Origin of the sequence: Bacillus sp. FSL K6-1000, from assembly GCF_038630785.1 — a bacterium.
GTDB classification, from domain to species: domain Bacteria; phylum Bacillota; class Bacilli; order Bacillales; family Bacillaceae; genus Bacillus; species Bacillus safensis.
On the sequence record NZ_CP152042.1, the window covers coordinates 303,426 to 328,194 of the forward strand.

Here is a 24,769-nt window from a genome sequence, read left to right on the forward strand (position 1 = left end):
CTTTCTAGAAAATATAGGAGAAAGGAAGGAGCGGCGTGAGTTATAAAGAAATCAATGTCACCCAAACACGGGCGGAGCAGGAAGCCTGGAAAAACGTGCTGAAAAAGCCGCTCCCTGAAAGAGACGGTTATGTAAAGGACGAGCATACGTTGTCCTTGCCGCGTCTCGCCGCCCGGGTCCTTGGAACTCCGCATGATGCAACCGATTATTTTATTTATTTACATGAATTATACGAAACAGACGGCATGCATATTTTAAGTGAAACGCTCAATCGTCATATTGAGCCAGAGCATTTTCAAGCGTTGCAGCGTATTCATTTGATTAACCAAGAAGAAAAGGGATTGTCCGTGAATCGCTTTGTGGCTTTTTTAGATGGTGAACAGCTGATTGTACGCCATCCAAACCCTGTGATGAACCGGCATATCCGTCTTTCATTGATCAAGGTGTTTGAGCATTTCAAGCAGCTGCATGAGGGTGGATTTCAGCATCCTGATTTCCGCCGGGTCTTGCTGGATGTCGTGAAGTTTTCAAATAACCATCTAGGTCCATGGCTGAAGGAAGTCAATATAGAAGAAAAAATGCCGGCTGTCATTTGGTATGGAGAGGCGAATAAAAGTCAGCTTTATTTTCTTTACTATGTCATGCTGATTGGCTGTGATGTTGTGCTATTTCATCCAGAAGGCGTGGATTCGTTTCGCGAATTAGATCCAGAAGAAAAGCTGACTTTTATTGATCAGTACCCGGGGACTTCAAAGCTTGAGCCGTTCCCTACTGAAAAGCCTGAGAGGAAATCAACGGTGGCGTACCGCTCGACAAGAGAGCTTGAAGAGGTGCTTCACACGGAAGATTCAATGCTGTATAAGCCGTGGCAATTCAGAGATCATACTCCTCATTCTATTACGCTGAAGACAACGTATGATGAGCTGTTTTTAATTGCAAAGGAACGATCCTTTATCCGCCCGAATTTCAAAGCAGACCGGGACACGATACAGATTCCGAATCTTTTTGCGAAAATGATGGGTGTCACACGAGACAAGCGTGAATACTGGGATCGCATTTACACGTTAATGGAGGGGAAAGAGACGAAGACCATTCGCCATTTTCCTTTTACAAAAGAAGTGACTTCGAATTATCAATTTCATTATCAGCATGCACTTTCTGCTACTGGAGAGATTGATCCTGAATTATTAATGAAAAGCAATGTGTGGCAGTTTTCTCATCTATATGAGGGCGCGCAGCGTGCGATAGCAGAGGCGATATCTCGAATCTGTCAGCATCCGAAGCTATTAAAAGAAGGCAATGAAACCGAATTAGATGTCCGCATTTATTTATTCAAGCAGATTCTGCATTTGAGCCAGGATCTCATTGAACTGATTCAAACCTTTGATTATGCACAAATCGTACCGAAAGTGATTTTATACCATACGGAATATAATGGGGAGCTGACTCGTTCTGATGCGGCCGCCCTGATTTTCCTAAATGAAATGGGTGTGGATCTCTTCGTATATCATCCGGCGGGATATCAGTGTATCGAACGGTATATCGATGACCAATTATTTGATACCCATTGGCTTGATGAGATGGTCATGAACCAGGAGTTTAAAGAGCCGTCCATCGTTAGAAAGTTATTTCAATCCATTAAAAACCGATAAGGAGATCAAAGCTTATGACAAATACAAACGGAAATGACATCATTTCAATTGATAAAGAGGAAATCACGATTGAGAAGGCAGACGATATTCGCGTTCAGCTTCGAAACGAACCAGAAGTGCAAAATATTGCGAGACAGATCGATGCAAAAAATCAGCTTGAGCTTCTTGAATACGGAAAACAGCCAGCCGTTGAAATCTCTAAGTTCTCTGATCGTATCCTTTCAATGATGCGTTCAACAAGCGTCACTGACTCAGGAACAATGCTGACGCAGCTTGGTAAGATTATGGATCGCTTTGATAAAAATGATTTTGACGAGCCGAAGGGTGGTTTGTTGTCAAAAATCTTTAAACGCGGCGGCAGCATGATTGAAAAGATTTTTAGTAAATATCAAACGCTCGGTGCTGAGATTGAAAAAATTAATGTAGAAATCAGTAAATATAAAGATGAAATGACCAAATCGACTGTGACGCTTGAAGAAATGTATGAGCATAACATTCAATACTACATGGAGCTTGAAAAGTATGTCGTAGCCGGTCAAATGAAAATTGAAGAATTAAAGCAATTGGTTCCTTCATATGAAGAAAAAGCAGCTAGTGGAAACCAGCTGGCACAAATGGAACTTGATACGCTTCGTAATGGGATTCAAGCGCTTGAAGAGCGTGTATATGACCTTGATATGGCAAGAATGGTCGCGCTTCAAACGGCACCGCAAATCCGTTTGCTTCAGCGTGGGAATACAAAATTAATCGGTAAAATCAACTCTGCCTTCATTATCACCATTCCAATCTTCAAAAATGGGATCATTCAAGCTGTGACAGCGAAGAGACAAAAGCTTGTCGCTGATTCCATGAGTGAGCTGGATAGAAGAACAAATGAAATGCTGAAACGAAATGCTGAAAACATTTCAAGTCAAAGTGTGGAGATTGCCAAATTATCCGGCCGTCCAAGCATCGACATTGAAACGATCGAATCTTCCTTTAATACAATTGTACAAGGGATGAAAGAGACGAAACAGATCGAAGAAGAGAACAAGCGATTACGTGAAGATGGAACAAAACGTATGCTTGAGCTTCAAGATAATATTAAGCGGGCTGCCCTAGAGTCCTAAAAAAACGAGCTGTCTGTAACTAAAGTTGCAGGCAGTTTTTTTGTGAATTTAAATAAAATTTGAGAAAAAAGGTTTTTATGTGACCATTTTCGGGTAAATCATGTTCAGGGGAATGGTTCGCCCATGATTCAAAAAAACTGCTATGACGAGGATTCGACTTGTTTTTTAGCACAATTAGGAATTTCCAGTAAAATATTGTCTGGTGAGAGGAAATACCCCGTAAAATATGTAGTTTATGAAGCATTCTATAGGATTTACGAGTAATACGGCGTATAAACTCTAATGACCAGACCTCTATATGGAATTCATACATATTGTGGGGAAATAAGCGAATTCTAAAGATTGTTCGCATCATAACGCTTATGTTACGGTTATAAAGATGCTAATTTGGAGGGAAAATATGAATTCTGAAGAGAGAAATATCAAAATCAAGATAAATAATGTATCTAAAATTTTCGGTAAAAATGCTAAAAAAGCATCTCAAATGCTTGAAAACGGGAAAACAAAAAGAGAGATCCTAAAAGAGACCGGCGCAACAGTTGGTGTCAATCGAGCAAATTTTGATGTTTATGACGGCGAGATATTTGTCATCATGGGGCTATCAGGGAGCGGAAAGTCCACACTTGTGCGGATGCTAAACAGGTTAATCGAACCAACCTCCGGTGAAATTTATATTGATGGGGATATGATAACAAATATGTCAAAGGATCAATTGCGTGAAGTCAGACGGAAAAAGATCAGCATGGTTTTCCAAAACTTCGCATTGTTCCCGCACCGTACAATTCTTGAGAACACAGAGTATGGTCTTGAATTGCAAGGTGTAGATAAAGAAGAGCGCAGACCAAAAGCGCTTGAATCTTTAAAGCTTGTTGGACTTGAAGGCTTTGAAGAGCAATACCCAAATCAATTAAGTGGTGGGATGCAACAGCGTGTTGGATTGGCACGTGCGTTAGCAAATGACCCTGACATTTTATTAATGGATGAAGCATTCAGCGCACTAGACCCATTAATTCGTAAAGATATGCAGGATGAATTGCTTGAGCTTCATACATCTGTAGGAAAAACGATCATTTTCATTACCCATGATTTAGATGAGGCGCTTCGTATTGGCGACCGCATTGTGCTCATGAAGGACGGAAATATCGTTCAAATCGGAACACCAGAAGAAATTCTAATGAACCCATCGAATGAATATGTTGAACGTTTCGTTGAAGATGTTGACCTTTCTAAAGTATTAACCGCTGGTCATATTATGAAACGTGCAGAAACAGTTCAGATTGACAAAGGGGCACGTGTTGCGCTTACGCTCATGAAAAACCTAGGGATATCGTCTATCTATGCGGTAGATAAGAAAAAGCATTTATTAGGTGTCATTTCTGCCCAAGCAGCGAAGAAAGCAGCAGAAACGGGAGCGTCGCTTGAAACGGTTCTTGATAAAGAATTTACGACAGTGTTGGAATCTACGTATTTGACAGAGATCTTTGATGCGGTGTCTGATGCGAACATTCCGATTGCCGTTGTCGATGAGAAAAACAGAATGAAGGGCATTGTGGTCCGAGGTGCATTGATTGGTGCATTATCAGGAAATGATGAGTATATCAACATGTCTTCTAACAAGCTAGAGGAAATTAAAGCACAAGAGCCTTCTGCACAGGAGGTAGAATAAGATGTTTAGTATGAGTGATTTACCTAGAATTCCGTTTGCGGAATATATCGATCAATTTGTTGACTGGTTAACATTAACGTTTGGTGGTTTCTTTGATGGCATCACAAATGGATTAGCAGGAACAGTAAATGGGATTGTGGCTGCACTTGGCGTCATTCCATCCATTATTTTAACTCTTATTTTTGCCGGCATTGCTTGGTGGATCAGTACAAGAGGAGTTGCTCTTTTCACACTTATTGGATTTTTACTGATCGACTATTTAGGCTACTGGCATCCAATGCTTCAAACACTTGCGCTCGTTTTGACCGCTGTGGTCATTTCTATTGTGATCGGGGTTCCGATCGGTATTTGGGCATCACAGAAGGAAACTGTGCGTAAAATTGTGACACCTATTTTAGATTTAATGCAGACAATGCCTGCATTCGTTTATCTATTACCAGCGATTTTCTTCTTTAATATTGGGGTTGTTCCTGGGGTTGTGGCATCGGTTATCTTCTCTATGCCGCCAACGATCCGTATGACCATTCTCGGTATTAAACAAGTACCAGCTGATTTAATTGAAGCAACAGAAGCATTTGGTTCGACGACATTCCAGCGTTTATTCAAAGTTCAGCTTCCACTTGCAACAAAAACCATCTTAGCTGGTATTAACCAAAGTATCATGCTGGCTCTATCAATGGTCGTTATTGCAGCAATGGTGGGTGCACCAGGACTTGGTTCAGAAGTATATAGTGCGGTAACCCAGCTGAAAACAGGTATTGGTTTTGAAGCAGGTATTGCCATTGTTATTGTGGCGATTACACTTGACCGTATTACACAAAACATTAAAACGAAAAAAACCAGGGGGAATGCTTAATGTGGAAAAAATCTCTCTACATTGGGATGACCGCCCTGCTTGTCTTTTTACTAGCCGCTTGCGGTGCGCAGACAGATTCAAATGCGAGTGCAGCACAGCAGGTGAATAAAACTATTATCGGAATCGATCCAGGTTCAGGGATTATGGCACTGACAGATCAAGCGAAAAAGGATTACGGCTTAGAGGATTGGACGGTTGTGTCTGCATCAAGTGCAGCTATGACAGCAACACTCAAAAAATCTTACGACCGTAAAAAGCCAATCATCATCACTGGCTGGAATCCACACTGGATGTTTTCCCGCTATGATTTAAAATATTTAGATGATCCAAAAAAATCTTACGGTGAAGCGGAAGAAATTCATACGATTTCACGTAAAGGCTTTGCAAAGGATCAGCCGGAAGCAGCCAAAATGCTTAGTCAGTTTAAATGGTCTCAAGATGACATGGGCGAAGTCATGATTGATATTCAAGATGGTGTGAAACCAAAGGATGCTGCCATAAAATATGTGAAAAAACATAAAGACCAAGTAGCGAAATGGACAAAAGGCGTGAAAAAGTCGAATGGTGGAAAAATCAATCTTGCCTACGTTGCCTGGGATAGTGAGATTGCAAGTACCAATGTTGCGGCAGAAGTATTGCGTGAACTCGGGTTTAATGTGACTTTGACTCAGGTTGAAGCAGGTCCAATGTGGACAGCAATTGCAACCGGAAGTGCGGATGCATCATTATCCGCTTGGCTGCCAAATACGCATAAAACGTATGCAGCGAAGTTTAAAGGAAAATATGACGACCTTGGTACAAGTATGAAAGGCCTTCGAATGGGGCTAGTTGTTCCGAAATATATGAAGAACGTAAACTCCATTGAAGATTTGAAAAAATAGTCAATGATGTAATGGTTCCCTTATAATAGAAGGGAGCATGTGGAAAAAGCAGTCTGCTCAAAAAGCGGCTGCTTTTTTCTTATATAGAAGGATGGAGTTGTCGTCAATGATGGATAGGTCAATCATGATTTTTCTGCATGGTGGAGGAGTAAGCAGCTGGATGTGGCAGGAGCAGGTTGAAATATTTAAGGACACGTATGAATGCTTTGCCCCTGATCTCATTGGACATGGGACAAGAGCAAAAGAACAGATATTTTCAATGAATGAAAGCGCCCAAGAAGTCATCTCATGGATCAAGGAAAACGCGAATGGCCGTCAAGTGATTCTGATTGGATTTTCTTTAGGTGCACAGATTGCCGTTGATGTGTTATCAAGAGAGCCAGATATCGTAGACATCGCTGTCATCAATAGCGCCCTCGTGATGCCTCTGCCATGGCTCCATTTCATGGTGAGACCGCTCTTGCCACTGACGTATCCATTATTAAAGAAAGATTGGTTTATCCAGCTCCAAGCCGAAAAGATGGGGCTCCCGCAACATGTACTGCCTCATTATGCGGCGGAATCGAAACATCTGCAGAAGAAAACCCTTCTTACGATGTTTCAAGAAAACCTCCATTACAGGCTCCCAGACACGTTTCAGCAAGCAAAGGCACGCATTCTTGTCACAGTGGGAGAAAAAGAAAAAGGCATTATGACACGGTCAGCAAAAAAAATAACAAATTCACATCCAAAGGCAGCAGGCGTCATCGTTCCCGGTATTGGACATACATTTACTTTTGAGAAAAAAGAACTTTTCACAGAAATGATCAAAAGCTTTATAGAGGCACGTGCATTACCAGTGGAATTAAAGGAAATCCAGTAGCCGTGCCCATCAATAAGTGAAGATAAGCATAAAAGAGGCGGTGGTCTCTTAGAATCTGTATGATATAGGTATAAAACGCTTTCAGTTTCTGTGCCATAGAAGGAGGAGCTATGAGTAAAAACTATATCATATTCGGTGCAAGTCAAGGATTAGGAGATGCTTTTGTAAAGGGTCTTCCTTCAAGTGGAGATACAGTTTGGATTGTGTCGCGAAGTGAACCAAGCAGTTTGAGCATAGATGACGGTGTACATAGAATTTGGCTGAAAATCGACTTATCAAGCCAAACACATATCCCTTATATGCTCGAAGCACTGGAGAACAAGACGATTGATGTACTTATTTATAACGTCGGTTTATGGGAAAAACGAGGCTTTGAAGACGATTATTCCTTTGATCACGATCAGCCAGAGGATATTGCGCACTTAATTAATGTGAATGTCACCTCAACCATTACGTACATCCAGGCACTGCTTCCGCACGTAAGGAAATCGGAGAATGGGAAAATCATCGTGATTGGCTCAACGGCTGGACTCGATCATACAAACCTGCCGCAAGTCTCGTTTGTTGCATCTAAATTTGGCCTGCGCGGAATTGTGAATGCGCTGAGAGAGCATGTGAGAAAAGATAAAATATCTGTTACCTGTATCAATCCAGGAGAGCTGGCGGCAGAGGTTCCGTATGAAGAGGGAGCCGAAAAGGCCATTACTCTATATGATGAAACGAGAATCCCTGTTCAGGATATTGTGGAGCTTGCTAGATGTGTGATTCACTTATCAAGGGTATCTTGTGTGAAAGAAATCAACGTTCCAGCCATGGCAGATTTGAATGCATAATATAAAGCGACCACCCGTCCTGAAGAGAAGGCGGGTGGCTTTTTCATTTTATGATGAATGCTGCTGGAGCGTTTGATAGACAGCTTCAGTCAAAATCTCAATGCCGGTAAAGATTGCAGAGCGGTCAAAGGTCATGTACGGATGATGAAGACCTGGCTTTAAATCACAGCCTAAACCGAGCATCGTAGATTTGATATGCGGAAGCTTTGCTGCATAAAAGTGAAAGTCTTCTCCACCTGTTGTGACGATTGGGGGATCAAGCTGCTCTTGGCCTAAAACCTGTTCAATCGCATGAGACATGATCTGGACAGCTTCCTCATTTAACGTAGCGGCAGGCAGACGATGGTCTGTTGAAAGTGTAATGGAAGCACCAAAGGCATCCGCTACAGAATGAACTGCTCTTTCAATTTCTTTTTCTAGTTCATCCATTACTTCGTTTGTTTGCGCCCTTACATCTAATGTAAAAGAAGCTTTGCCTGGGATGATGTTTGAGCTGCCCCCGCCAGCATGTAAATTGGTCATTTTCACAGAATGGGCGACTCGTGGATCGACATGGATATGCGCGAGTCTCTGCACGAGGGTTGAAGCCACTTCTATTACGTTGATGCCAAGGTGAGGACGTGCACCGTGCGCTTCCTCGCCGATAATGGTGCCGACATAATGATTACTTGATCCGTGCAAAATAGCAGGAGCGCAGCGTCCGTTTAATGTTTCTTGAATTGGGCGCACATGTACGCCATATAAGTAATCGACATCTGCCAGCACACCTTTTTCAATCATTTTCAGCGCACCGCCGCCTCTTTCCTCGGCAGGCTGAAAGATGAAACGAATTGTGCCGTTTGGGCGTTCTTTTTCCTTTAATGCCATAAAGGTGCCAAGAGCCATTGTCATGTGTGCATCGTGGCCACATGAATGATTGGCTTGAAACTCTCCATCTACTTCCTGCCAAAGTGCATCAATATCGGCTCTCACAGCGACCACTGGTGCGCCTTCTCCAATTTCACCGATCACCCCTGTACAGTCGTCAAATGTTTGAGTTTTGCAGCCTAATTTTTTCAATATACCTTCAATATAAGCAGTCGTTTCTGTTTCTTCCCAGCTGATTTCTGGGTGGGCATGCAAGTGTTCGAAGATGTCTGTCACGGTTTGTTTCATTTCGTTTGTCAAAGTTGTCATGAAGAGCCTCCTTGCTGACAGATAATCTGCCAAAACATTATTTTAGTGAAATAATATTGATCTTAAATATCAACAGTGTTTATAATATAACACATCATTTGATTATTCTGAAAATTAAGTGAAATTCCGATCGGGACAAAGGGGTTTTGACACATGAAAACAGCGACAGTATCAGCACCAGAGAAACAGAAACGAAAACTTCAAATGCCGGATGCGTATGTTCTCTTATTTATGATTGCACTGATTTGTACGATAGCAACGTATTTTGTACCAGCAGGTGAGTTTGATCGAAAGACATCTGGGGAGATCACAACGGCCGTTCCTGGCAGCTATCACCGCATTGATCAATCACCAGTGAGTCCAGTTGGCTTTTTCACTGCGATACAAGAAGGAATGGTAGGGTCCGCTTCTATTATTTTTCTGATTCTATTTACAGGCGGAACCATTGCCATTTTGGAGAAGACAGGTGCTATTAACGGGATGATTCACCATGTCATCAGCCGGTTTCAAACGAAGCAATTATTGTTTATTTGTATTGTTGGGGGATTATTTTCAGTCCTTGGAACGACCGGAATTGTCGTGAACTCTGTTATTGGATTTATTCCAATTGGCATCATTGTGGCACGATCCTTGAAATGGGATGCTGTAGCAGGAGCGGCTGTCATCTACATCGGCTGTTACGCAGGGTTTAATGCAACGATTTTATCTCCATCTCCATTGGGTTTATCACAAACGATCGCAGAGCTGCCGATCTTTTCTGGCATTGGCCTGCGTGTCATCATTTATCTTTGTTTTCTTATTTCTAGTATTGTGTACATCTATTTATATACAAGACGTCTGAAGAATAAAGACAAGGGAAGCATTCTTGGCGATCAATGGTTTCCTGCTAAAGGGCTTGGCGGAGCAGATGCGGAATCTGTGGACAAGCCTGCATTCACTGGCAGACATAAGCTGATTTTAGCGGTGTGCGGATTGTCACTTGGAGGGTTCTTATATGGCGCACTTCAGCTTGGCTGGACCGATAAGGAAATGGCCGGTGTGTTCATTTTTATGGCAATTGTAGCTGGACTGCTTGGCGGATTAGCTACCAATGACATTGCGAAAACGTTTATTGTCGGCTGTCAAAGTCTTGTATACGGCGCACTTATTGTTGGGATGGCACGCTGTATTTCGGTCATTTTAGAAAATGGGAAGCTGCTTGATACAGTGGTCAACGGCTTGGCGAGTATGCTGACAGGATTTAGTCCAATTGCTGGTGCGATCGGGATGTATATTGCGAGTGCGCTTCTTCACTTTTTGATTTCATCAGGATCAGGAGAAGCCGTAGTCTTTATCCCGATTCTTGCGCCGCTCGCTGATTTAATGGGCATCACAAGACAGGTAGCTGTAGAAGCAGTAATGCTTGGTGAAGGGGTGGTCAACTGTATCAATCCGACTTCTGGTGTGTTGATGGCTGTGCTTGCTGCAAGTGGTATTCCTTATGTAAAGTGGCTGCGTTTTATGGTGCCGCTTGCCCTCATTTGGTTTGTCATTGGTCTTGTATTTATTTGTATTGGGGTCATGATCAACTGGGGCCCTTATTAAACATGTATGAAGCTGCCGAAGAGCGTTTGGCAGCTTTTTTCTTGTGGAAATATGTATGGAACCAGCGCTTTGAAAGCACAATAAATGTGTTCACAAATTCGCTACATATTTTTTTTGAGCAACCCCCTTGCAAAAGTTTGTGAAGTGTTGCACAATAAGAATGTGAAATACTTCACATAATAAAAACAGCCTAGTTTTACTCAGGAGGATGAGATAAATGACAAACGAAAAAGTAAACAAAGTAGCCCTTATTGGAGCAGGTTTCGTCGGCAGCAGTTATGCCTTTACATTAATAAATCAAGCGATCACAGATGAATTGGTTGTTATCGATTTGAATCAAGACAAAGCAATGGGTGACGTGATGGATTTAAACCACGGAAAAGCATTTGCCCCGCATCCTGTGAATACTTGGTATGGAGATTATGAGGATTGTAAGGATGCAGACATTGTATGTATCTGTGCTGGCGCAAACCAAAAGCCAGGTGAAACGAGACTTGACCTTGTTGAGAAAAATTTAAATATATTTAAAGGCATTGTAGACAATGTGATGAAAAGCGGCTTCGATGGTATTTTCTTAGTTGCTACGAACCCAGTGGATATTTTGACATATGCGACTTGGAAATTCAGTGGACTTCCAAAAGAACGAGTGATTGGCAGTGGTACGACGCTTGATACGGCAAGATTTAGATACATGCTCAGTGAGTATTTTGAAGCAGCGGCACACAATGTGCATGCGTACATCATTGGCGAACATGGGGATACTGAGCTTGCGGTTTGGAGTCATGCGAATATCGGAAGTGTACCAATTACAGAATTAATGAAGAGAAATGATCAATACAAACAAGAAGACTTAGATGAAATCATGGAAAATGTCCGTCATGCCGCTTACCAAATCATTGAGAAAAAAGGCGCCACTTACTACGGCGTAGCAATGAGTTTAGCCCGCATTACAAGAGCGATCCTGCACAATGAAAACAGCATTTTAACGGTCAGCACTTACTTGGATGGTGAGTACGGAGCAGAAGATGTCTACATTGGTGTACCAGCCCTTGTGAATCGAAATGGTGCAACAGAAGTGATGGAGCTTGCTCTGGATGATACAGAGAAAGAAAAATTTGCACACAGTGTGAATGTGTTAAAAGAGATTTTGGCTCCTCATTTTTAATCAATCAAAAGCAACCTATCTGAGCAGAAAAGGATGAATCACTATGTGGCAGCAAATATATGATCCGTTTGGTAATGAATTCGTCAGTGCATTGGTGGCAATGCTCCCAATCTTGTTTTTCCTACTTGCATTAACCGTTTTTAAGTTAAAAGGTGTTTTAGCCGCTTGTTTTACCTTAATCGTCAGTTTTGTAACAGCTGTTTTCTTCTTCCATATGCCAGTTGAAAAGGCATTATCTGCTGTGCTGCTCGGTATATCTAATGGGCTGTGGCCGATTGGATATATCGTGATCATGGCGGTATGGCTCTATAAAATTGCCGTGAAATCTGGTAAGTTCGATGTCATTCGTTCTAGTATTGCAGGAATCTCTCAAGATCAACGTCTTCAGCTCTTATTAATAGGTTTTAGCTTTAACGCATTTTTAGAAGGTGCTGCTGGGTTTGGTGTACCGATTGCGATCAGTGCCGCTCTCTTAACAGAGCTTGGGTTTAAACCGCTGAAAGCTGCGATGCTCTGCTTAATTGCCAATGCTGCATCTGGTGCATTTGGTGCTGTAGGAATCCCAGTGATTACAGGGGCGCAAATGGGCAATATGACGCCGCTTGCGTTATCTCAAACCCTTGTATATACGATTCCGTTTATTTCATTCTGTATTCCGTTCCTACTCATTCTGATTGTAGATGGATTCAAAGGAATCAAAGAAACTCTGCCAGCCTTGCTTGTTGTGAGTGGAACCTATACCATTTTGCAAGCTGTTACAATGGTGACGATGGGTCCTGAGCTTGCCAATATTATTTCTGCCTTAGCAAGTATGGGAATTTTGGCTTTATTTCTTCGGAAATGGCAGCCAAAACACATTTATCGAGAAGAAGGAGCGCCAGATATTGAACAGAAACAAACGTATCGCGGCGTTGAAATACTGAAAGCATGGTCTCCGTTCTATATTTTAACTGCTGTTATTACGATATGGAGCCTGCCAGCATTTAAAGCATTGTTTGCTGTAGGAGGACCGCTTAACTGGACGACCATTTTAGTGAAAATGCCATTTTTACATCAGCAAATTGTGAAATTACCACCAATTGCACAAACGGAAACACCTATTGATGCGATCTTTAAAATTGATGTCATCAGTGCAACGGGTACTGCCATTCTGATTGCGGTGATGCTGACAGGGTTGTTTAGCAGACATATTACATTAACAGAAGGCGCTGCCTGCTTAAAAGCAGCGGTGAAAGAGCTTTGGCTCCCCGTTCTTACCATTTGTTTTGTGATGGGCTTTGCCAACCTGGCGAACTTTGCTGGACTAAGTTCTGCGATTGGACTTGCTCTTGCCAAAACAGGCGATTTGTTCCCGCTTGTCAGCCCGGTGCTGGGCTGGATCGGTGTGTTTATTACGGGGTCTGTCGTGAGTAACAACGCCTTATTCGGTAACCTTCAAGCGGTCACTGCTTCTCAAATCGGCTCACAGGCAGGTTTGTTAATTGGGGCGAACACGACCGGTGGTGTGATGGCGAAATTAATTTCTCCACAATCTATCGCTATCGCTACAGCAGCTGTTGGAGAAACAGGGAAAGAATCTGAGCTCTTCAAAAAGACCGTGAAGTACAGCTTCATTCTGCTCGGCATTGTATGTATATGGACATTCATTCTTGCTCAATTTTTATAGGTTGATAGATTAAAAAAGACTGAGAGAGATCTCAGTCTTTTTTCTTTATGTAGATTCTCTTGTCACGAGCCGGGTAGGCAGCTGGATATGTTCGCGCTGTAATGGTTTTTGGTCTTGCAGAAGCGAGATCATTTGCTGTACTGACCGCTGGCCAAGCTCTACGATCGGTATGTCAATCGTGGTGATCGTTGGAGCTGTCACTTCGCATATGTCTTGGTTGTCATAGCCGATGACCGCTAGATCCTCGGGGATTTGATAGCCATATGAAATGGCCTGTTTAATGAGCCCTGCTGCAACTTGATCATTGCCGGTGAAAATGGCATCAGGCGCATCCGTCATATGATGAATGACCTCCATTAAGCGAAAGCCGTCTTCAATTGTAAAAGCCTCTCCAAACAGCCAATCATCTTGCAGCGGCAAACCGTGAGTAGAGAGTGCATCAAGATAGCCCTGTTTTCTTTGTTTCTGCGCTTCACTGCTTTCTGTATCAAAGCAAAACCCAATCGATTTTCGCCCCGACCGAATCAAGTAGTCCACCGCTTTATAGGCAGCTTCCCGTTCATCGTATCCAATAATCGGGATGTTTGCTGTTTGATGATATTCATTTGCCATGACGATGGGGCCGTTCGTTAAAAATGGCTCAATTTTCTCCCACGTATTTTCTAACGCCCCCAATATAACCCCATCTACTTCTCTTCTTTTTAATAATTGAAGTCCTTCAAGCTCTAATGCTTCTTGATAAAACGTCTGAAGCACGATGGCTTTATATCCTTGATCAAGGGCTTCTTTTGAAATGCCTTTAATCAATTGTGCAAAAAAAGGATGGTCCACAGCTGGGACAGACACAGCAATGGTTTTTGTCTGATGTGACCTTAGTGTGCGGGCTGCTGAACTCGGTGTATATTCCATTTCTTTCATCACCTGTAAGATGAGCTGCCGCTTTTCTTCTGACACATATGGGTGATGGTTTAGCACTCTGGAAACGGTGGTGGTTGAAACCCCGCAGCGTTTGGCAATTTCATAAATTGTACACATATTAACAAATCCTTTACACAAAGTTATTGTTCTGAAATCGATAACATCATTTACAATGTGAAACAAGTTAAATATTAACAAAAGGAATTGATTAATTGGAGGGAATGGAATGCAAATATTGACGAAGATATCAGGTAAAAGCAAGGATTATCTTCCTTTGCTGGATATGATCAATCAAGGTGTTCAAGTAAAAGCCGATTCAGTTGAAAAGCATCTAGCAAATGAAAAGCTGGTGACGTTCCTTGAGCAAGATATAGAACGCACAGGTTTGGAAAAAATTCTCTTCCATTATAAACAAAATAAGGAAAAAAAGATACCGTTTCTGCCGGTTGATAAACTGATTTCAGAGGATGAAATCGATGATATTATGCTGGTGTTGAAGGAAGTATTGAGCTCTGGCCGTTTTACTTCAGGGCCATATATTCCGACCTTTGAAAAGGCGATTGCTGAGTACTTAGGGAAAAAATATGTCATAGCCACGTCAAGTGGAACAGATGCCTTGATGATCAGTCTCATATCGGCAGGCGTCCATCCGGGAGACGAGGTGATTTTGCCAGCCAACAGCTTTGCTGCAACAGAAAATGCAGTGCTTGCCATTGGGGCTGTTCCGGTATATGCCGATATCGATCCAGAAACCTACTGCCTCGCAGCGAGTGAAATAGAGAAGCATATCACAGATAAAACGGTATGCATTCTACCGGTTCATTTATATGGAAAGCAAGCGGATATGAAGGCTATTTCGGCGATTGCGAAACAGCATGGGCTGAAAATCATTGAAGATGGCTGTCAAGCGATTGGCAGCAGTGGCCTTGGTGCTTATGGAGATGGACTTGTTCTCAGCTTTAATCCATACAAAAACCTTGGGGTCTGCGGAAAGGCAGGCGCCATCGCTACAAACGATGAGGCCTTAGCGGAAAAATGCATGGAGATCAGCTATCACGGCTTTGAAGCTGAAAAGAAAAATGTCAAACGCAGCGACTACGGCTTTAATTCCAAAATTGATAATTTGCAGGCAGCAATCGGACTCGAACGAATGAAGTATTTAGGACTGCAAAACTTTAAACGTTTTTACTTAGCCAAGCGATATATTGACCAGCTGCAAACGCTTGAGGATGAAGGATACATGAAGCTTCCGAAGCTGACGGATGATCATGTATGGCATCTATTCCCGATTAGAGTACTGAAGGGAGAGCGAGATGAACTGGCAGCGAAATTGCTGGAAATGGGCATAGAGACGGATGTCTATTACCCGATCCTATCGCATCAGCATCAAACAAATCTTGTTTCTCAAAAGTATAGACAAACAACACTACCGCACACGGAAAAGGCAGCGCAGCAATTACTTCACTTGCCACTTTACCCAGGAATGCCGCTGCAAGATCAGGAGAAGGTCATCGAGGGGGTTCATCATGTTATCAAGTCTTCCATTCAATAAAAAACTGCTGAATCAGCCGAAGAATCCGCAGTGGATCGTCTTCTGTGATTTTGATGAAACGTATTATTCTCACGAAATGACAGAGGAGCAGAGAGAGGATGTCAAGCGGCTGGAAGCCTTTGTAGCAGAAAAGAGTGAAGCGGGACAGCTTTTGCTGGGCTGGGTGACGGGAAGCAGCCTCGATTCTGTCACGAGCAAAATGGAAAAAGGCGGGTTTCATCAATTCCCGCATTTCATTGCGTCGAACTTAGGGACTGAGATTGTATATACGTCGGATGTTCATTTTGGACAGCCAGATGCAGAGTGGATGAAGCGGCTGGATGCACAGGGCTTTTCAGATGAAAAAATCGAAGACATCCTGGAAACTGTCCGAGAAAAGGGCATTTCCCTTAGACCGCAAACGCAGCTGGGCAGCTCAGGGTATAAAAAGAATTTCTATTATCAAGAGCAGGATGAACGGACGGATCTTCATCATCTATCATTTATTCAAACACTGGCTAAAGAGCGGGGTGTGGCGGTCAACATCAACAAATGCAACCCGCTTGCAGGAGATCCTGCGGATTGCTATGATGTCGATTTTTTACCAGTAGGAACAGGGAAGGATGAAATTGTCCGCTTTATGCTGAACCAATATGATCTATCGAAAGATCAAGGCTTTGCGTTTGGTGATAGTGGGAACGATTTGCGGATGCTTCAATCCGTCACGCACGGTTTCCTTGTCCAAAATGCGACAGGCGAAGCCAAACGGCACCATCACCAAATTTGTCATCATGGGTATGCAAAAGGAATCTATGAAACTCTGAAAACAGTGATGTATAAACATGAGGAGGCACATTCATGAAGAAAATTGGAATTGTTGGAGCAGGGAATATTGCAAAAGCACATGCAAGAGCATTATCAACGATCAAAGGTGCAGAATTATCCGGTGTCTATGATTTGCATGAGTCGGTCGCACAGGGATTCATTAAACAGTACGGCGGACGTGTGTATTCAAGTATCGAGACACTTGCAGATGCATCTGATGGGTTGATCATTGCTTCCCCTAATTTTTGTCATAAGGACCATGCCCTTCAGTCGCTAAGAGCAGGACAGCCGATTTTATGTGAAAAACCGATGGCTGTGTCGCTGAAGGAAGCGAAGGAAATGGTAGAGACAGCCAAACAGTTCCAAGTTCAAGCCAGTATGGGCTTTAACTATCGTTATTTATCCTTTGTGAATATATTGAAGAACTTGATTGCCAACGGAGAATTAGGCCGTATTTTGACCGTCAGAACTCATTTTAAGAAAAACAGTGCCCTCAGAAGAAAGACATTTTCATGGAGAGACAGCGGAGAAAGTCTGCGTACGAGCGGTGCGCTAGGAGATCTTGGCATTCATTTGATTGATATGCTGTGGTACTTATTTGGCAGTGAAATGAAGAAAGAATCACTTAACACCAAGATGCTGACACGTGTAAAGGAAAAAGAAGAGAAAAAGGTACAAGTGGATGATCATACCGAAATTTTCGGGCAGATGGAGAATCAAGTGTTCTTTCATTTGGTGACATCCAAAAGTACGCAGCCTGAGGAATGTGGATTTAGTGTAGAAGTCGTTGGTCATGACAAGGTATTCAAATACCATACGAACATGAAAAACGAATATGAGATCAGTGATGGATTGTGTGTGGAGCGTCATCAAATGCCGCAAACCTTGCTGACAGATCCGCCGAATGAATTTTACGGATGGTCCGATACATTCCGCGATCAGCTGATGCATTGGGTGAATACTGATCCATACCCAACTCATATGAAGGTCGCTGATTTTGAAGATGGTTATCGCGCGCAGGCTGCGCTCAATACATGCTTTGAGAGGGAAGAGGCAGTTGTCTCTGCTCAGGCATATTAAAGAGGTGGAGCGGAGGATGTCATGACTCCGCTCCTTTTTAGAGGAAGTGAAAAGATGAAAAAGGTATTTTATTTTGGCTGTGTCTTTTATTTTTTTATTGGGACCATTCATGTGTTCTTTGGCAGCTTAACGCCTTATTTGCTGTCGAGTTATGATAAGGGTCCTGGGGAATTATCATCTTTAATTTTTTTTCAGTTTATTGGTTTTTTGACAGGTGTTCTGCTATCCCCCATTCTAGTGAGAAAAAGAGGCTATGGCGCTGTGCTGACGATGGGTCTTTTGCTGATGATTGGCTCACTTCTGCTGGGGCTGTTGGTGCCGGGCTGGACGACGCTTGTGCTGGCAGGTTTTTTTCTTGGGAGCGGCGCAGGCAGTCTTGAGACAACAGCCGGTGCGTATGTCATTTCGATGGCTAATAGTGCAAAGCGAATCAGTATCATGGAGGTCTTTTTTGGATTAGGTGCACTGTTATTTCCGCTAGTGATTTTGCTGACTGTCACAGAGCAGACATGGCAGTATGTGTTTTTATTTCAGGTGGGTGCGCTGACATTTTTCCTCATGCTATGGCTTGTTTTTATGAACAAACTGCCTCATGGACAGATGGATGCTCCTTCCACAGGAGGGATGAGGAAACCGTCCTTGCTTCTTGATCGAAATAATCGAATGATCGTGGTCATTATGATTTGTTTTGCCTTTTTCTACGCAGGGATTGAAACGAACTTTGCGAACTTTTTGCCGTCGATCATGCTGGAAAAGGGGGGAGAAAATTGGGGCCTCTTTGCGGTCTCTACTTTCTGGACAGCGATCGTCATTGGCAGGACTGTGATTGCGAGAAAAGCTGATCAGCTGCACCCGCTGCGTTTTTTAAAGCTAAGCGCATCACTGATGATTTTGCTGCTTGTGATATTCGCTCTGACAACCCACATTACTGCGCAGCTGATTCTCATCTTTTTCATCGGCCTTTGCGCAGCTGGCATGTTCCCAATCGCACTGACAGCATCAGCGCTAATGATTGAAAATGCCATCGATGAGGCGACGAGTTATTTTATTGCAGCCGCGAGCTTAGGCGGAGCCTGCTTGTCCTTTTTGATTGGATTTAGTCTGGAATGGGCAGGAGCGGCAAGTGCCGTCTTTGTATTTGCTTTCTTAGCTGTACTTCTGTTTACAGCTGCGATTCAAATGAATCGTTCTAAGAAAAAAGAAACGGTACACGCGCAGCAGACGGAACTGAAAGCAGATCGCTAAGCGAATGACCCAGCGGCTGGTCCACCTGAAATGATGACAAAGGACTTGTACTAAAACGCAGAAAGTTTGAATAACATGTACAAGTCAGCATCAAAAGGAGGACGTCTATGTGGCGGTGTTTTTTGGTTATATCTTTTTAGGGTTGTCGCTTTCAGCGCCTGTTGGGCCAGTCAATGCAGCCCAAATCGACAGAGGTATTAAAAGTGGATTTTGGCATGCGTGGATTTTTGGTGTGGGGGCTATGGCTGCGGATATTGTCTATATGCTTCTCATCTATTTTGGTGTCGCCCAGCTTTTGACTGCACCTCTTGTAAAAACCTTTTTGTGGCTGTTCGGCTTTTTCGTTCTGACCTATACCGGTATTGAAAGTCTGCGTAAAATCAATTTACAGGAGAGTCCGAAAAAGGATAGCGGAAACACATCAGTTGGCCATTCGTTCATGACCGGATTTTTCATTTCTTTATCTAATCCGCTCAGTATTTTGTTTTGGCTTGGCATCTACGGCAGCATCTTAGCCAATACGATCGAAAAGTATGGAGCTTCCCAAATGCTCATGTACAGTATGGCTATTTTTATTGGCATGCTGATCTGGGATTTCAGCATGGCACTGCTAGCTAGTTCGTTTAGGCGTTATTTAAGTGAACGTGTGTTACATGGCTTATCCGTTCTTGCAGGACTATCTTTACTTGGATTCGGCGTCTATTTTGGGTATCAAGGGATTATGGCGTTGATTGGGTAGAAAAACAGACTGATACATACAGTCTGTTTTTTTTTGTAAGGATTGACAGACATAACACATTCTTGAATAATGGTGGAATAGAAAATGGCTTGAAGGAGCTTCTGCTATGCGTATGTTTCTGCCAGTATTTAATTATTTGTGTATGTTGATTTTATCAGTCATCACAGCAACATTTGTTTATACGTTTTTATTTATGCCATCTGAAGCGGGCTTCAGTTATGTGGAGATGACCAGTCTGTTCATTTTGCTTGCTTATGTCATTTTTGCTGTACCAATTCAGCTTGTTTTACACCGGCATCCTAAAAGGTTTCGAAGCCGTGACTTATTGATTTATTTTATTGCGGCCTGGGTGGTTTGCTCGGCTTTGGCTTTATGGATTGATTATGGACTTGTTGTGTTCATCAGCTATAAAGTTTATTTGTTTAGCTTCTGCGCAGCCCTTATTTATTGGGTGCTGGATTCCGTCTTTTTGATGAAGAGCCAATCGTAGAAATAACGAAAGGCGCTCTATTAACTTACGCTAGGTTCATCACATAATAGAATAAAAGAAACAAATACCTACTCAATTTGAATGGAGACCCCATCTTGTCATCCGCAAGGAAAGTCGTGGAAGGACAGTCACCACAGCCATTTCCACCTCATAGGCTGTGGAGAAGACGCTAAAACGAGGTGGAAGGAAATGGCCCAGCTGTATGCAAAAAGTTGCCTTGATCAAAATCTACGATCACTAGAAGAATGGAAGCAGGATGCTTTCAAACAATTTGGCGAGATGGTCGGAGATGAAGCAGATACATTCCCTTGTGTACCCGGGAGACAGGGATTTTTTCTCGATCATTTACGCTATGGGTTTGTTGGTGACCCGAGGGAAGAGGAAGCAGTGGATGAATTAGCCCAGCTGCTTAGAGAATACAAAGGCTGTGCGAAAGAAACCGGTCAATATGCTTCATTTATCTGTTTTTTTGAAACACCGCAGGATTTAAAGGAAAGTTCGCTTGAAGAGTTTGAGCAGCATTTTTGGTCGCTGCTTCAACGGCTGCATCATAAAGATGAAGAACCATGGCCTGAGGAGATTCCGCTAGATACTCATCATCATGAGTGGGAGTATTGCTTCCATGGTGAAGCTTATTTTATTTTGTGTTCCACACCTGCTCACAAGCTCAGAAAAAGCCGCCACTTCCCTTATGTCATGATGGCATTTCAGCCTAGATGGGTGTTTGAGAAATTGAATGGATCGACCAAGTTTGGACAAAAAATGAGCCAGCTCGTTCGCAAGCGGCTCAAAGCATATGATGAGGTCAGTGTTCATCCATCATTAAAATGGTACGGGGATCCGACCAATCATGAATGGAAGCAGTACTTTCTCCCAGATGAAGAGGCGGAGAAACCAGCCTCCGCCAAATGTCCATTTACTGCATTAAAAAACATGATGAAATTATGATGCGGTCTGATCCTGTTTCCACTTTTTCCTCATAAATAGCACCATGACGGCAATCACTGCAATGATCCCAAGGCTGATAAAAAAGCCAGGTCGTCCGCTTGCCTCTGTTAATGTGCCTGAAACGGCGGCTCCAATTAAGAGCAGCGCAAGAATCATTTCACACGTTTGGCGAGTGGATGGCTTGGATAGCTTTTTACTTGAGAACAGAATAAAGATCCATGTATACAGCAAAGTAAGACCGGCTGCTGTTGTGAGATGCTCGTAGATGTGTTTGGACAAAAAGAGTGCAAGCAAAATCGAGACAATTAAGCCAGCAGCAGTTAAGATAATCGAAGACCATCTCACATGCGATGGATCTTTTTGTTTAAAGCAAGCAGGTGCATCCTGATGCTCTGACATTGTGCCGAGCAGCGTTGTGACTGCATAGAGAGAGGCAACCAATGTTGAAAAACCGGCAATGATGAAAATGCCATTAAAGATATGAAGAAAGATCGATAAATGAAACGGCTCTAATGAAGTAATAAATGGACTGCTGTTCTCATTAAAGGCTGTCACTGGGACAAGCAAGAGAGCAAGTCCGATTGAGACGATATAGATGACTGCTAGAATGATCAGCATGACACGTCCAGCCTTTGCTGCATCTTTCGGGTCCTTTAAATGAACCGCCATCAGCCCCATGACTTCAATCCCCCCAAAAGCATAAAACGCATAAATCAAACCATTCCAAAGACCAAGCGGACCAAGAGGCATCCATTCGTGATCCTTATTAGGCAGATGAAGGGTCGGTTTATGTTCTGTCAAAATGCCGAATAATACAAGCACCGCAAGAATCATAAATAGAAAAATCGCCGCTGTTTTCAGTACCGCCAGAACATTTTCTGTCTTTTGAAAAGAAGAAAGCCCAATGATAATGACGAGCAGAGCAAGAGCGGAATAAATTGCAGAAAACACCCAAAGCGGAACAGAAGGAAACCAGTGACGGGTAAATAGAGAAATGGCGGTTAACTGACTTCCTGTAATCAGCATTTCTGCAAACCAATACACCCAGCCATTACTAAATCCTGCCCAGCGTCCATATGCTTTACGAGCATAGGAACAAAATGACCCTTTATCAGGATTATCGGCTGTCATCGCAGCCAAATGTTTAAAAACGAGATACGTTCCGACCGCAGCAAGCAAAAAGGAGATGCAGACGGAATAACCGGATTTTGTAATGGCGATGCTGGAACCAAGGAAGAACCCAGTGCCAATTGTACAGCCGACTCCGATGAGAGAAAGCTGCCACCAAGATAAAGATTGTTCTTCTTTCAATGCAAGTGCAACACCTTTCTATTTCAATGACATTAGCTTGTGACCGCGTCTTTTTTTTATACATGATCAAGGGGACATTTTGGGCATACTGTCATGGAAAGGAGTGCATGTGATGAACGGAGAATACGTCATTTTGCCAAAGGGTAGACTCGGCTTTCGTTTAGGGAAAGGCCAATGTATGCGAGTGGTTGATATTGAAGGCCAGCAAGTAGCAGATGTAATGGCCTATCATGAAAAGGATTTTTATGAAAAATTTGACCAAGGTGCGACGATGGACAGTTTGTTCTCGTCCAAAGTAAAAAAAGGCGATAAGCTCTATTCTAATTTATATAAACCGATGTTTACGATCATTGAAGATACAGTAGAATGCCATGATTTATACATGCCCGCCTGCCGGCAAGAGATGTATCAGCTTTTATACGGACGGACGCACTTAGAGGTCATGCATACATGCTACGACAATTTGCGGACGGCCTTTGAGCCTTTTGGAATTCCAAAGGAGGATATGTACTATCCTTTTAATGCCTTTATGAATACAGTCATTGATGAAAAAGGAAAGCTGTCTGTCGAGCTGCCAAAATCGCTGCCAGGTGACTACATTCGCCTGAGGGCTGAAATGGATCTCATTGTGGCCGTGTCCGCTTGTCCTGCTGATATTGGGAAGTGTAATGGTTCAAGCTGTACATCTATACGGGTAGAAATCGATTAAAAAAGAAAAGGACCAGTCCATAAAGACATGGTCTTTTTCACTTGTGAATGTTTGATATCTAAGAAATAGGGGAACGTCTAACAAAATGTTCTTGATGAAAACATGGTATAATGGAGATTCAAAAAACGTTGTTAAATCAATGAATTGTGTGTAAAACCTGTTCTCTTCATGTAGAGGATGCTTAGGAGGAAAAGTGTATGAGTTTGCAGAAAAAGATCAGCCAAGAGTTGCATGTGCAGCCCTCAATTGACCCAAAGCAGGAGATCGAAAAACGGGTTGGATTTCTAAAGGAATACTTGAAAAAAACCGGGGCAAAAGGATTTGTACTCGGCATTAGCGGCGGGCAGGATTCAACGCTTGCCGGACGTCTTGCACAGCTTGCTATCAGTGAGCTTCGTCAAGAAGGAAAAGAGGATGCAGTCTTTATTGCGGTACGCCTTCCGCATGGTGTGCAGCAGGATGAAGATGATGCACAGCTTGCTCTATCATTTATTCAGCCAGACAAGTCGTGGAAATATGATATTGCACCTGCCGTATCAGCATTCAGTGATCAATATCAAAAAGAAACAGGCGGCCCATTGTCTGACTTTAATAAAGGGAATGTCAAAGCACGTATGAGAATGATCGCGCAATATGCTGTCGGCGGTGAGGAAGGATTGCTTGTCATCGGTACAGATCATGCAGCTGAAGCAGTAACCGGCTTCTTCACGAAGTATGGTGATGGCGGTGCAGATGTTCTTCCGCTCACAGGCTTGACAAAACGCCAAGGCCGGGCGCTACTCGAAGCGCTAGAAGCACCGGAACGCCTGTATTTAAAGAAACCAACAGCCGATCTGCTGGACGACAAACCTCAGCAAACGGATGAAACAGAACTCGGCATTACGTACAATGAAATTGATGATTACTTAGAAGGCAAACCAGTGTCAGATCAAGCAGCAGAAGCGATTGAAAAGCGCTATGTTCAATCAGAGCATAAACGCCAAGTACCCGCTTCTATGTTTGATGATTGGTGGAAATAAAAAAGAGACCTCTCCAGAAGATGGAGAGGTTTCAGCGTGTAGACAAACCTTCGCATTCGGTGTCAGGTCTGCGCGCCGGTACTCACGAATGTCAAATTCGCTCCGCTCCGGTACTCGTCCTTTCCTAGGGCTGCAAAGGTTTTCTATTACGCTGAAAAGAAGACAAAGGGCTAAAATAAAGATCATTTTAGCCCTTTGTCAATAATCAGAGACCTCTCCAGATGGAGAGGTTTTTTTATGTCGAATTTCAAGTGGGTTTGACAAAATAACCAAAATTTCATTAAATTAGTAGAACGATATACTTAAGTCCATTTCACTAAATATCGGTTTTTTTGATCAAAAAAAGCAAGCATAATTAGTTCGATTCACTTAATTTCATTTCTATTGACAGTATTTTCAGAAAAAATGATTGACGAAGAAAAAGAATGCGCTTACAATGAAACCACATTCCGAAAAGTGAAATTAGATTCCACTGAATGGAATAAAGAGGTGATTCACCTCCAA

At 42.8% G+C, this 24,769-nt stretch carries 22 protein-coding genes; 19 read left to right on the plus strand and 3 right to left on the minus strand.

Annotation, left to right across the window (positions count from 1 at the left end; all coding sequences use genetic code 11):
- Nucleotides 1–35: 35 nt before the first annotated feature.
- The 7 genes from MHI46_RS01680 to MHI46_RS01710 all read left to right on the plus strand — a co-directional run bounded on the left by MHI46_RS01680 (nucleotide 36) and on the right by MHI46_RS01710 (nucleotide 7,859).
- Nucleotides 36–1,652, plus strand: coding sequence for a YceG family protein (locus MHI46_RS01680; protein ID WP_251181442.1), 1,617 nt, complete (start codon nucleotides 36–38; stop codon nucleotides 1,650–1,652).
- A gap of 14 nt (nucleotides 1,653–1,666) precedes the next feature.
- On the plus strand, nucleotides 1,667–2,761 hold the full coding sequence (locus tag MHI46_RS01685) for a toxic anion resistance protein (protein WP_034283225.1): 1,095 nt from the start codon (nucleotides 1,667–1,669) through the stop codon (nucleotides 2,759–2,761).
- A 400-nt stretch (nucleotides 2,762–3,161) separates the two neighbouring features.
- Nucleotides 3,162–4,427: a glycine/proline betaine ABC transporter ATP-binding protein OpuAA gene (gene opuAA, locus MHI46_RS01690; RefSeq protein ID WP_039176292.1), complete on the plus strand. Its 1,266-nt coding sequence runs from the start codon at nucleotides 3,162–3,164 to the stop codon at nucleotides 4,425–4,427.
- Nucleotides 4,428–4,437: 10 nt separating this feature from the next.
- Nucleotides 4,438–5,283, plus strand: coding sequence for a glycine/proline betaine ABC transporter permease subunit OpuAB (opuAB, locus tag MHI46_RS01695; RefSeq protein ID WP_039182966.1), 846 nt, complete (start codon nucleotides 4,438–4,440; stop codon nucleotides 5,281–5,283).
- On the plus strand, nucleotides 5,283–6,164 hold the full coding sequence (locus MHI46_RS01700) for a glycine betaine ABC transporter substrate-binding protein (protein WP_144464065.1): 882 nt from the start codon (nucleotides 5,283–5,285) through the stop codon (nucleotides 6,162–6,164). Before opuAB ends, MHI46_RS01700 begins: the two co-directional genes overlap by 1 nt.
- A gap of 106 nt (nucleotides 6,165–6,270) precedes the next feature.
- Complete coding sequence (locus tag MHI46_RS01705; protein WP_247544624.1) at nucleotides 6,271–7,026, plus strand: alpha/beta hydrolase; 756 nt, start codon at nucleotides 6,271–6,273, stop codon at nucleotides 7,024–7,026.
- A gap of 110 nt (nucleotides 7,027–7,136) precedes the next feature.
- On the plus strand, nucleotides 7,137–7,859 hold the full coding sequence (locus MHI46_RS01710) for an SDR family oxidoreductase (RefSeq protein WP_058837272.1): 723 nt from the start codon (nucleotides 7,137–7,139) through the stop codon (nucleotides 7,857–7,859).
- Between the two features lie 48 nt (nucleotides 7,860–7,907).
- Here the strand turns inward: MHI46_RS01710 and MHI46_RS01715 are convergent, their stop codons facing one another.
- Nucleotides 7,908–9,035: a M20 peptidase aminoacylase family protein gene (locus tag MHI46_RS01715; RefSeq protein WP_144495743.1), complete on the minus strand. Its 1,128-nt coding sequence runs from the start codon at nucleotides 9,033–9,035 to the stop codon at nucleotides 7,908–7,910.
- A 153-nt stretch (nucleotides 9,036–9,188) separates the two neighbouring features.
- On the opposite strand from MHI46_RS01715, the gene MHI46_RS01720 reads away from it, so the two are divergent.
- The 3 genes from MHI46_RS01720 to MHI46_RS01730 all read left to right on the plus strand — a co-directional run bounded on the left by MHI46_RS01720 (nucleotide 9,189) and on the right by MHI46_RS01730 (nucleotide 13,450).
- Nucleotides 9,189–10,619: a YfcC family protein gene (locus MHI46_RS01720; RefSeq protein WP_342503059.1), complete on the plus strand. Its 1,431-nt coding sequence runs from the start codon at nucleotides 9,189–9,191 to the stop codon at nucleotides 10,617–10,619.
- Between the two features lie 217 nt (nucleotides 10,620–10,836).
- Entirely contained in the window at nucleotides 10,837–11,784 is a 948-nt protein-coding gene (locus MHI46_RS01725; protein WP_064498609.1) for an L-lactate dehydrogenase, read from the plus strand.
- 43 nt (nucleotides 11,785–11,827) lie between these two features.
- Entirely contained in the window at nucleotides 11,828–13,450 is a 1,623-nt protein-coding gene (locus MHI46_RS01730) for an L-lactate permease (RefSeq protein WP_064498610.1), read from the plus strand.
- Between the two features lie 45 nt (nucleotides 13,451–13,495).
- Here MHI46_RS01730 and MHI46_RS01735 read toward each other — a convergent pair whose 3' ends face one another.
- The gene (locus MHI46_RS01735; protein ID WP_327842385.1) at nucleotides 13,496–14,485 is read right to left on the minus strand and encodes a LacI family DNA-binding transcriptional regulator; all 990 of its coding nucleotides are present in this window, start codon (nucleotides 14,483–14,485) and stop codon (nucleotides 13,496–13,498) included.
- Nucleotides 14,486–14,594: 109 nt separating this feature from the next.
- On the opposite strand from MHI46_RS01735, the gene MHI46_RS01740 reads away from it, so the two are divergent.
- The 7 genes from MHI46_RS01740 (at nucleotide 14,595) to MHI46_RS01770 (ending at nucleotide 21,226) form a co-directional block, all read left to right on the plus strand.
- On the plus strand, nucleotides 14,595–15,920 hold the full coding sequence (locus MHI46_RS01740) for a DegT/DnrJ/EryC1/StrS family aminotransferase (RefSeq protein ID WP_342503060.1): 1,326 nt from the start codon (nucleotides 14,595–14,597) through the stop codon (nucleotides 15,918–15,920).
- Nucleotides 15,895–16,761 (plus strand): HAD-IIB family hydrolase, encoded by an 867-nt coding sequence (locus MHI46_RS01745; protein ID WP_039176316.1) that lies wholly within the window; start codon nucleotides 15,895–15,897, stop codon nucleotides 16,759–16,761. The genes MHI46_RS01740 and MHI46_RS01745 overlap by 26 nt, the downstream gene beginning before the upstream one ends.
- Nucleotides 16,758–17,804 carry a Gfo/Idh/MocA family oxidoreductase gene (locus MHI46_RS01750; protein ID WP_039176319.1) on the plus strand — a complete coding sequence of 349 codons (1,047 nt, stop codon included), beginning with the start codon at nucleotides 16,758–16,760 and terminating at the stop codon, nucleotides 17,802–17,804. Before MHI46_RS01745 ends, MHI46_RS01750 begins: the two co-directional genes overlap by 4 nt.
- A 54-nt stretch (nucleotides 17,805–17,858) precedes the next feature.
- On the plus strand, nucleotides 17,859–19,049 hold the full coding sequence (locus MHI46_RS01755) for an MFS transporter (RefSeq protein ID WP_342503061.1): 1,191 nt from the start codon (nucleotides 17,859–17,861) through the stop codon (nucleotides 19,047–19,049).
- Between the two features lie 109 nt (nucleotides 19,050–19,158).
- Nucleotides 19,159–19,788 (plus strand): LysE family translocator, encoded by a 630-nt coding sequence (locus tag MHI46_RS01760; protein WP_059374376.1) that lies wholly within the window; start codon nucleotides 19,159–19,161, stop codon nucleotides 19,786–19,788.
- Nucleotides 19,789–19,894: 106 nt separating this feature from the next.
- Nucleotides 19,895–20,278, plus strand: coding sequence for a UPF0715 family protein (locus tag MHI46_RS01765; protein WP_059374378.1), 384 nt, complete (start codon nucleotides 19,895–19,897; stop codon nucleotides 20,276–20,278).
- A gap of 189 nt (nucleotides 20,279–20,467) precedes the next feature.
- Nucleotides 20,468–21,226 carry a YqcI/YcgG family protein gene (locus tag MHI46_RS01770; protein WP_099662871.1) on the plus strand — a complete coding sequence of 253 codons (759 nt, stop codon included), beginning with the start codon at nucleotides 20,468–20,470 and terminating at the stop codon, nucleotides 21,224–21,226.
- Here MHI46_RS01770 and MHI46_RS01775 read toward each other — a convergent pair.
- Nucleotides 21,221–22,537 (minus strand): amino acid permease, encoded by a 1,317-nt coding sequence (locus MHI46_RS01775; RefSeq protein WP_039176332.1) that lies wholly within the window; start codon nucleotides 22,535–22,537, stop codon nucleotides 21,221–21,223. The two genes, MHI46_RS01770 and MHI46_RS01775, sit on opposite strands and share 6 nt — an antisense overlap.
- Nucleotides 22,538–22,649: 112 nt before the next feature.
- On the opposite strand from MHI46_RS01775, the gene MHI46_RS01780 reads away from it, so the two are divergent.
- Nucleotides 22,650–23,246, plus strand: coding sequence for an urea carboxylase-associated family protein (locus tag MHI46_RS01780; protein ID WP_106025724.1), 597 nt, complete (start codon nucleotides 22,650–22,652; stop codon nucleotides 23,244–23,246).
- A 197-nt stretch (nucleotides 23,247–23,443) separates the two neighbouring features.
- Nucleotides 23,444–24,265, plus strand: a complete 822-nt coding sequence (gene nadE, locus MHI46_RS01785) for an ammonia-dependent NAD(+) synthetase (RefSeq protein ID WP_342503062.1) — start codon at nucleotides 23,444–23,446, stop codon at nucleotides 24,263–24,265.
- The last annotated feature ends 504 nt before the right edge of the window (nucleotides 24,266–24,769 follow it).

Bases quoted from the DNA above. Each gene is read 5' to 3' on its own strand.
- opuAB (WP_039182966.1), top strand. From the start codon at position 4,438: ATGAGTGATTTACCTAGAATTCCGTTTGCGGAATATATCGATCAATTT.
- MHI46_RS01725 (WP_064498609.1), top strand. From the start codon at position 10,837: ATGACAAACGAAAAAGTAAACAAAGTAGCCCTTATTGGAGCAGGTTTC.
- MHI46_RS01730 (WP_064498610.1), top strand. From the start codon at position 11,828: ATGTGGCAGCAAATATATGATCCGTTTGGTAATGAATTCGTCAGTGCA.
- MHI46_RS01770 (WP_099662871.1), top strand. From the start codon at position 20,468: ATGGCCCAGCTGTATGCAAAAAGTTGCCTTGATCAAAATCTACGATCA.
- MHI46_RS01740 (WP_342503060.1), top strand. From the start codon at position 14,595: ATGCAAATATTGACGAAGATATCAGGTAAAAGCAAGGATTATCTTCCT.
- MHI46_RS01765 (WP_059374378.1), top strand. From the start codon at position 19,895: ATGCGTATGTTTCTGCCAGTATTTAATTATTTGTGTATGTTGATTTTA.
- MHI46_RS01705 (WP_247544624.1), top strand. From the start codon at position 6,271: ATGATGGATAGGTCAATCATGATTTTTCTGCATGGTGGAGGAGTAAGC.
- MHI46_RS01755 (WP_342503061.1), top strand. From the start codon at position 17,859: ATGAAAAAGGTATTTTATTTTGGCTGTGTCTTTTATTTTTTTATTGGG.
- MHI46_RS01745 (WP_039176316.1), top strand. From the start codon at position 15,895: ATGTTATCAAGTCTTCCATTCAATAAAAAACTGCTGAATCAGCCGAAG.
- MHI46_RS01710 (WP_058837272.1), top strand. From the start codon at position 7,137: ATGAGTAAAAACTATATCATATTCGGTGCAAGTCAAGGATTAGGAGAT.
- MHI46_RS01750 (WP_039176319.1), top strand. From the start codon at position 16,758: ATGAAGAAAATTGGAATTGTTGGAGCAGGGAATATTGCAAAAGCACAT.
- opuAA (WP_039176292.1), top strand. From the start codon at position 3,162: ATGAATTCTGAAGAGAGAAATATCAAAATCAAGATAAATAATGTATCT.
- MHI46_RS01780 (WP_106025724.1), top strand. From the start codon at position 22,650: ATGAACGGAGAATACGTCATTTTGCCAAAGGGTAGACTCGGCTTTCGT.
- MHI46_RS01720 (WP_342503059.1), top strand. From the start codon at position 9,189: ATGAAAACAGCGACAGTATCAGCACCAGAGAAACAGAAACGAAAACTT.
- MHI46_RS01685 (WP_034283225.1), top strand. From the start codon at position 1,667: ATGACAAATACAAACGGAAATGACATCATTTCAATTGATAAAGAGGAA.
- MHI46_RS01715 (WP_144495743.1), bottom strand. From the start codon at position 9,035: ATGACAACTTTGACAAACGAAATGAAACAAACCGTGACAGACATCTTC.
- MHI46_RS01735 (WP_327842385.1), bottom strand. From the start codon at position 14,485: ATGTGTACAATTTATGAAATTGCCAAACGCTGCGGGGTTTCAACCACC.
- nadE (WP_342503062.1), top strand. From the start codon at position 23,444: ATGAGTTTGCAGAAAAAGATCAGCCAAGAGTTGCATGTGCAGCCCTCA.
- MHI46_RS01700 (WP_144464065.1), top strand. From the start codon at position 5,283: ATGTGGAAAAAATCTCTCTACATTGGGATGACCGCCCTGCTTGTCTTT.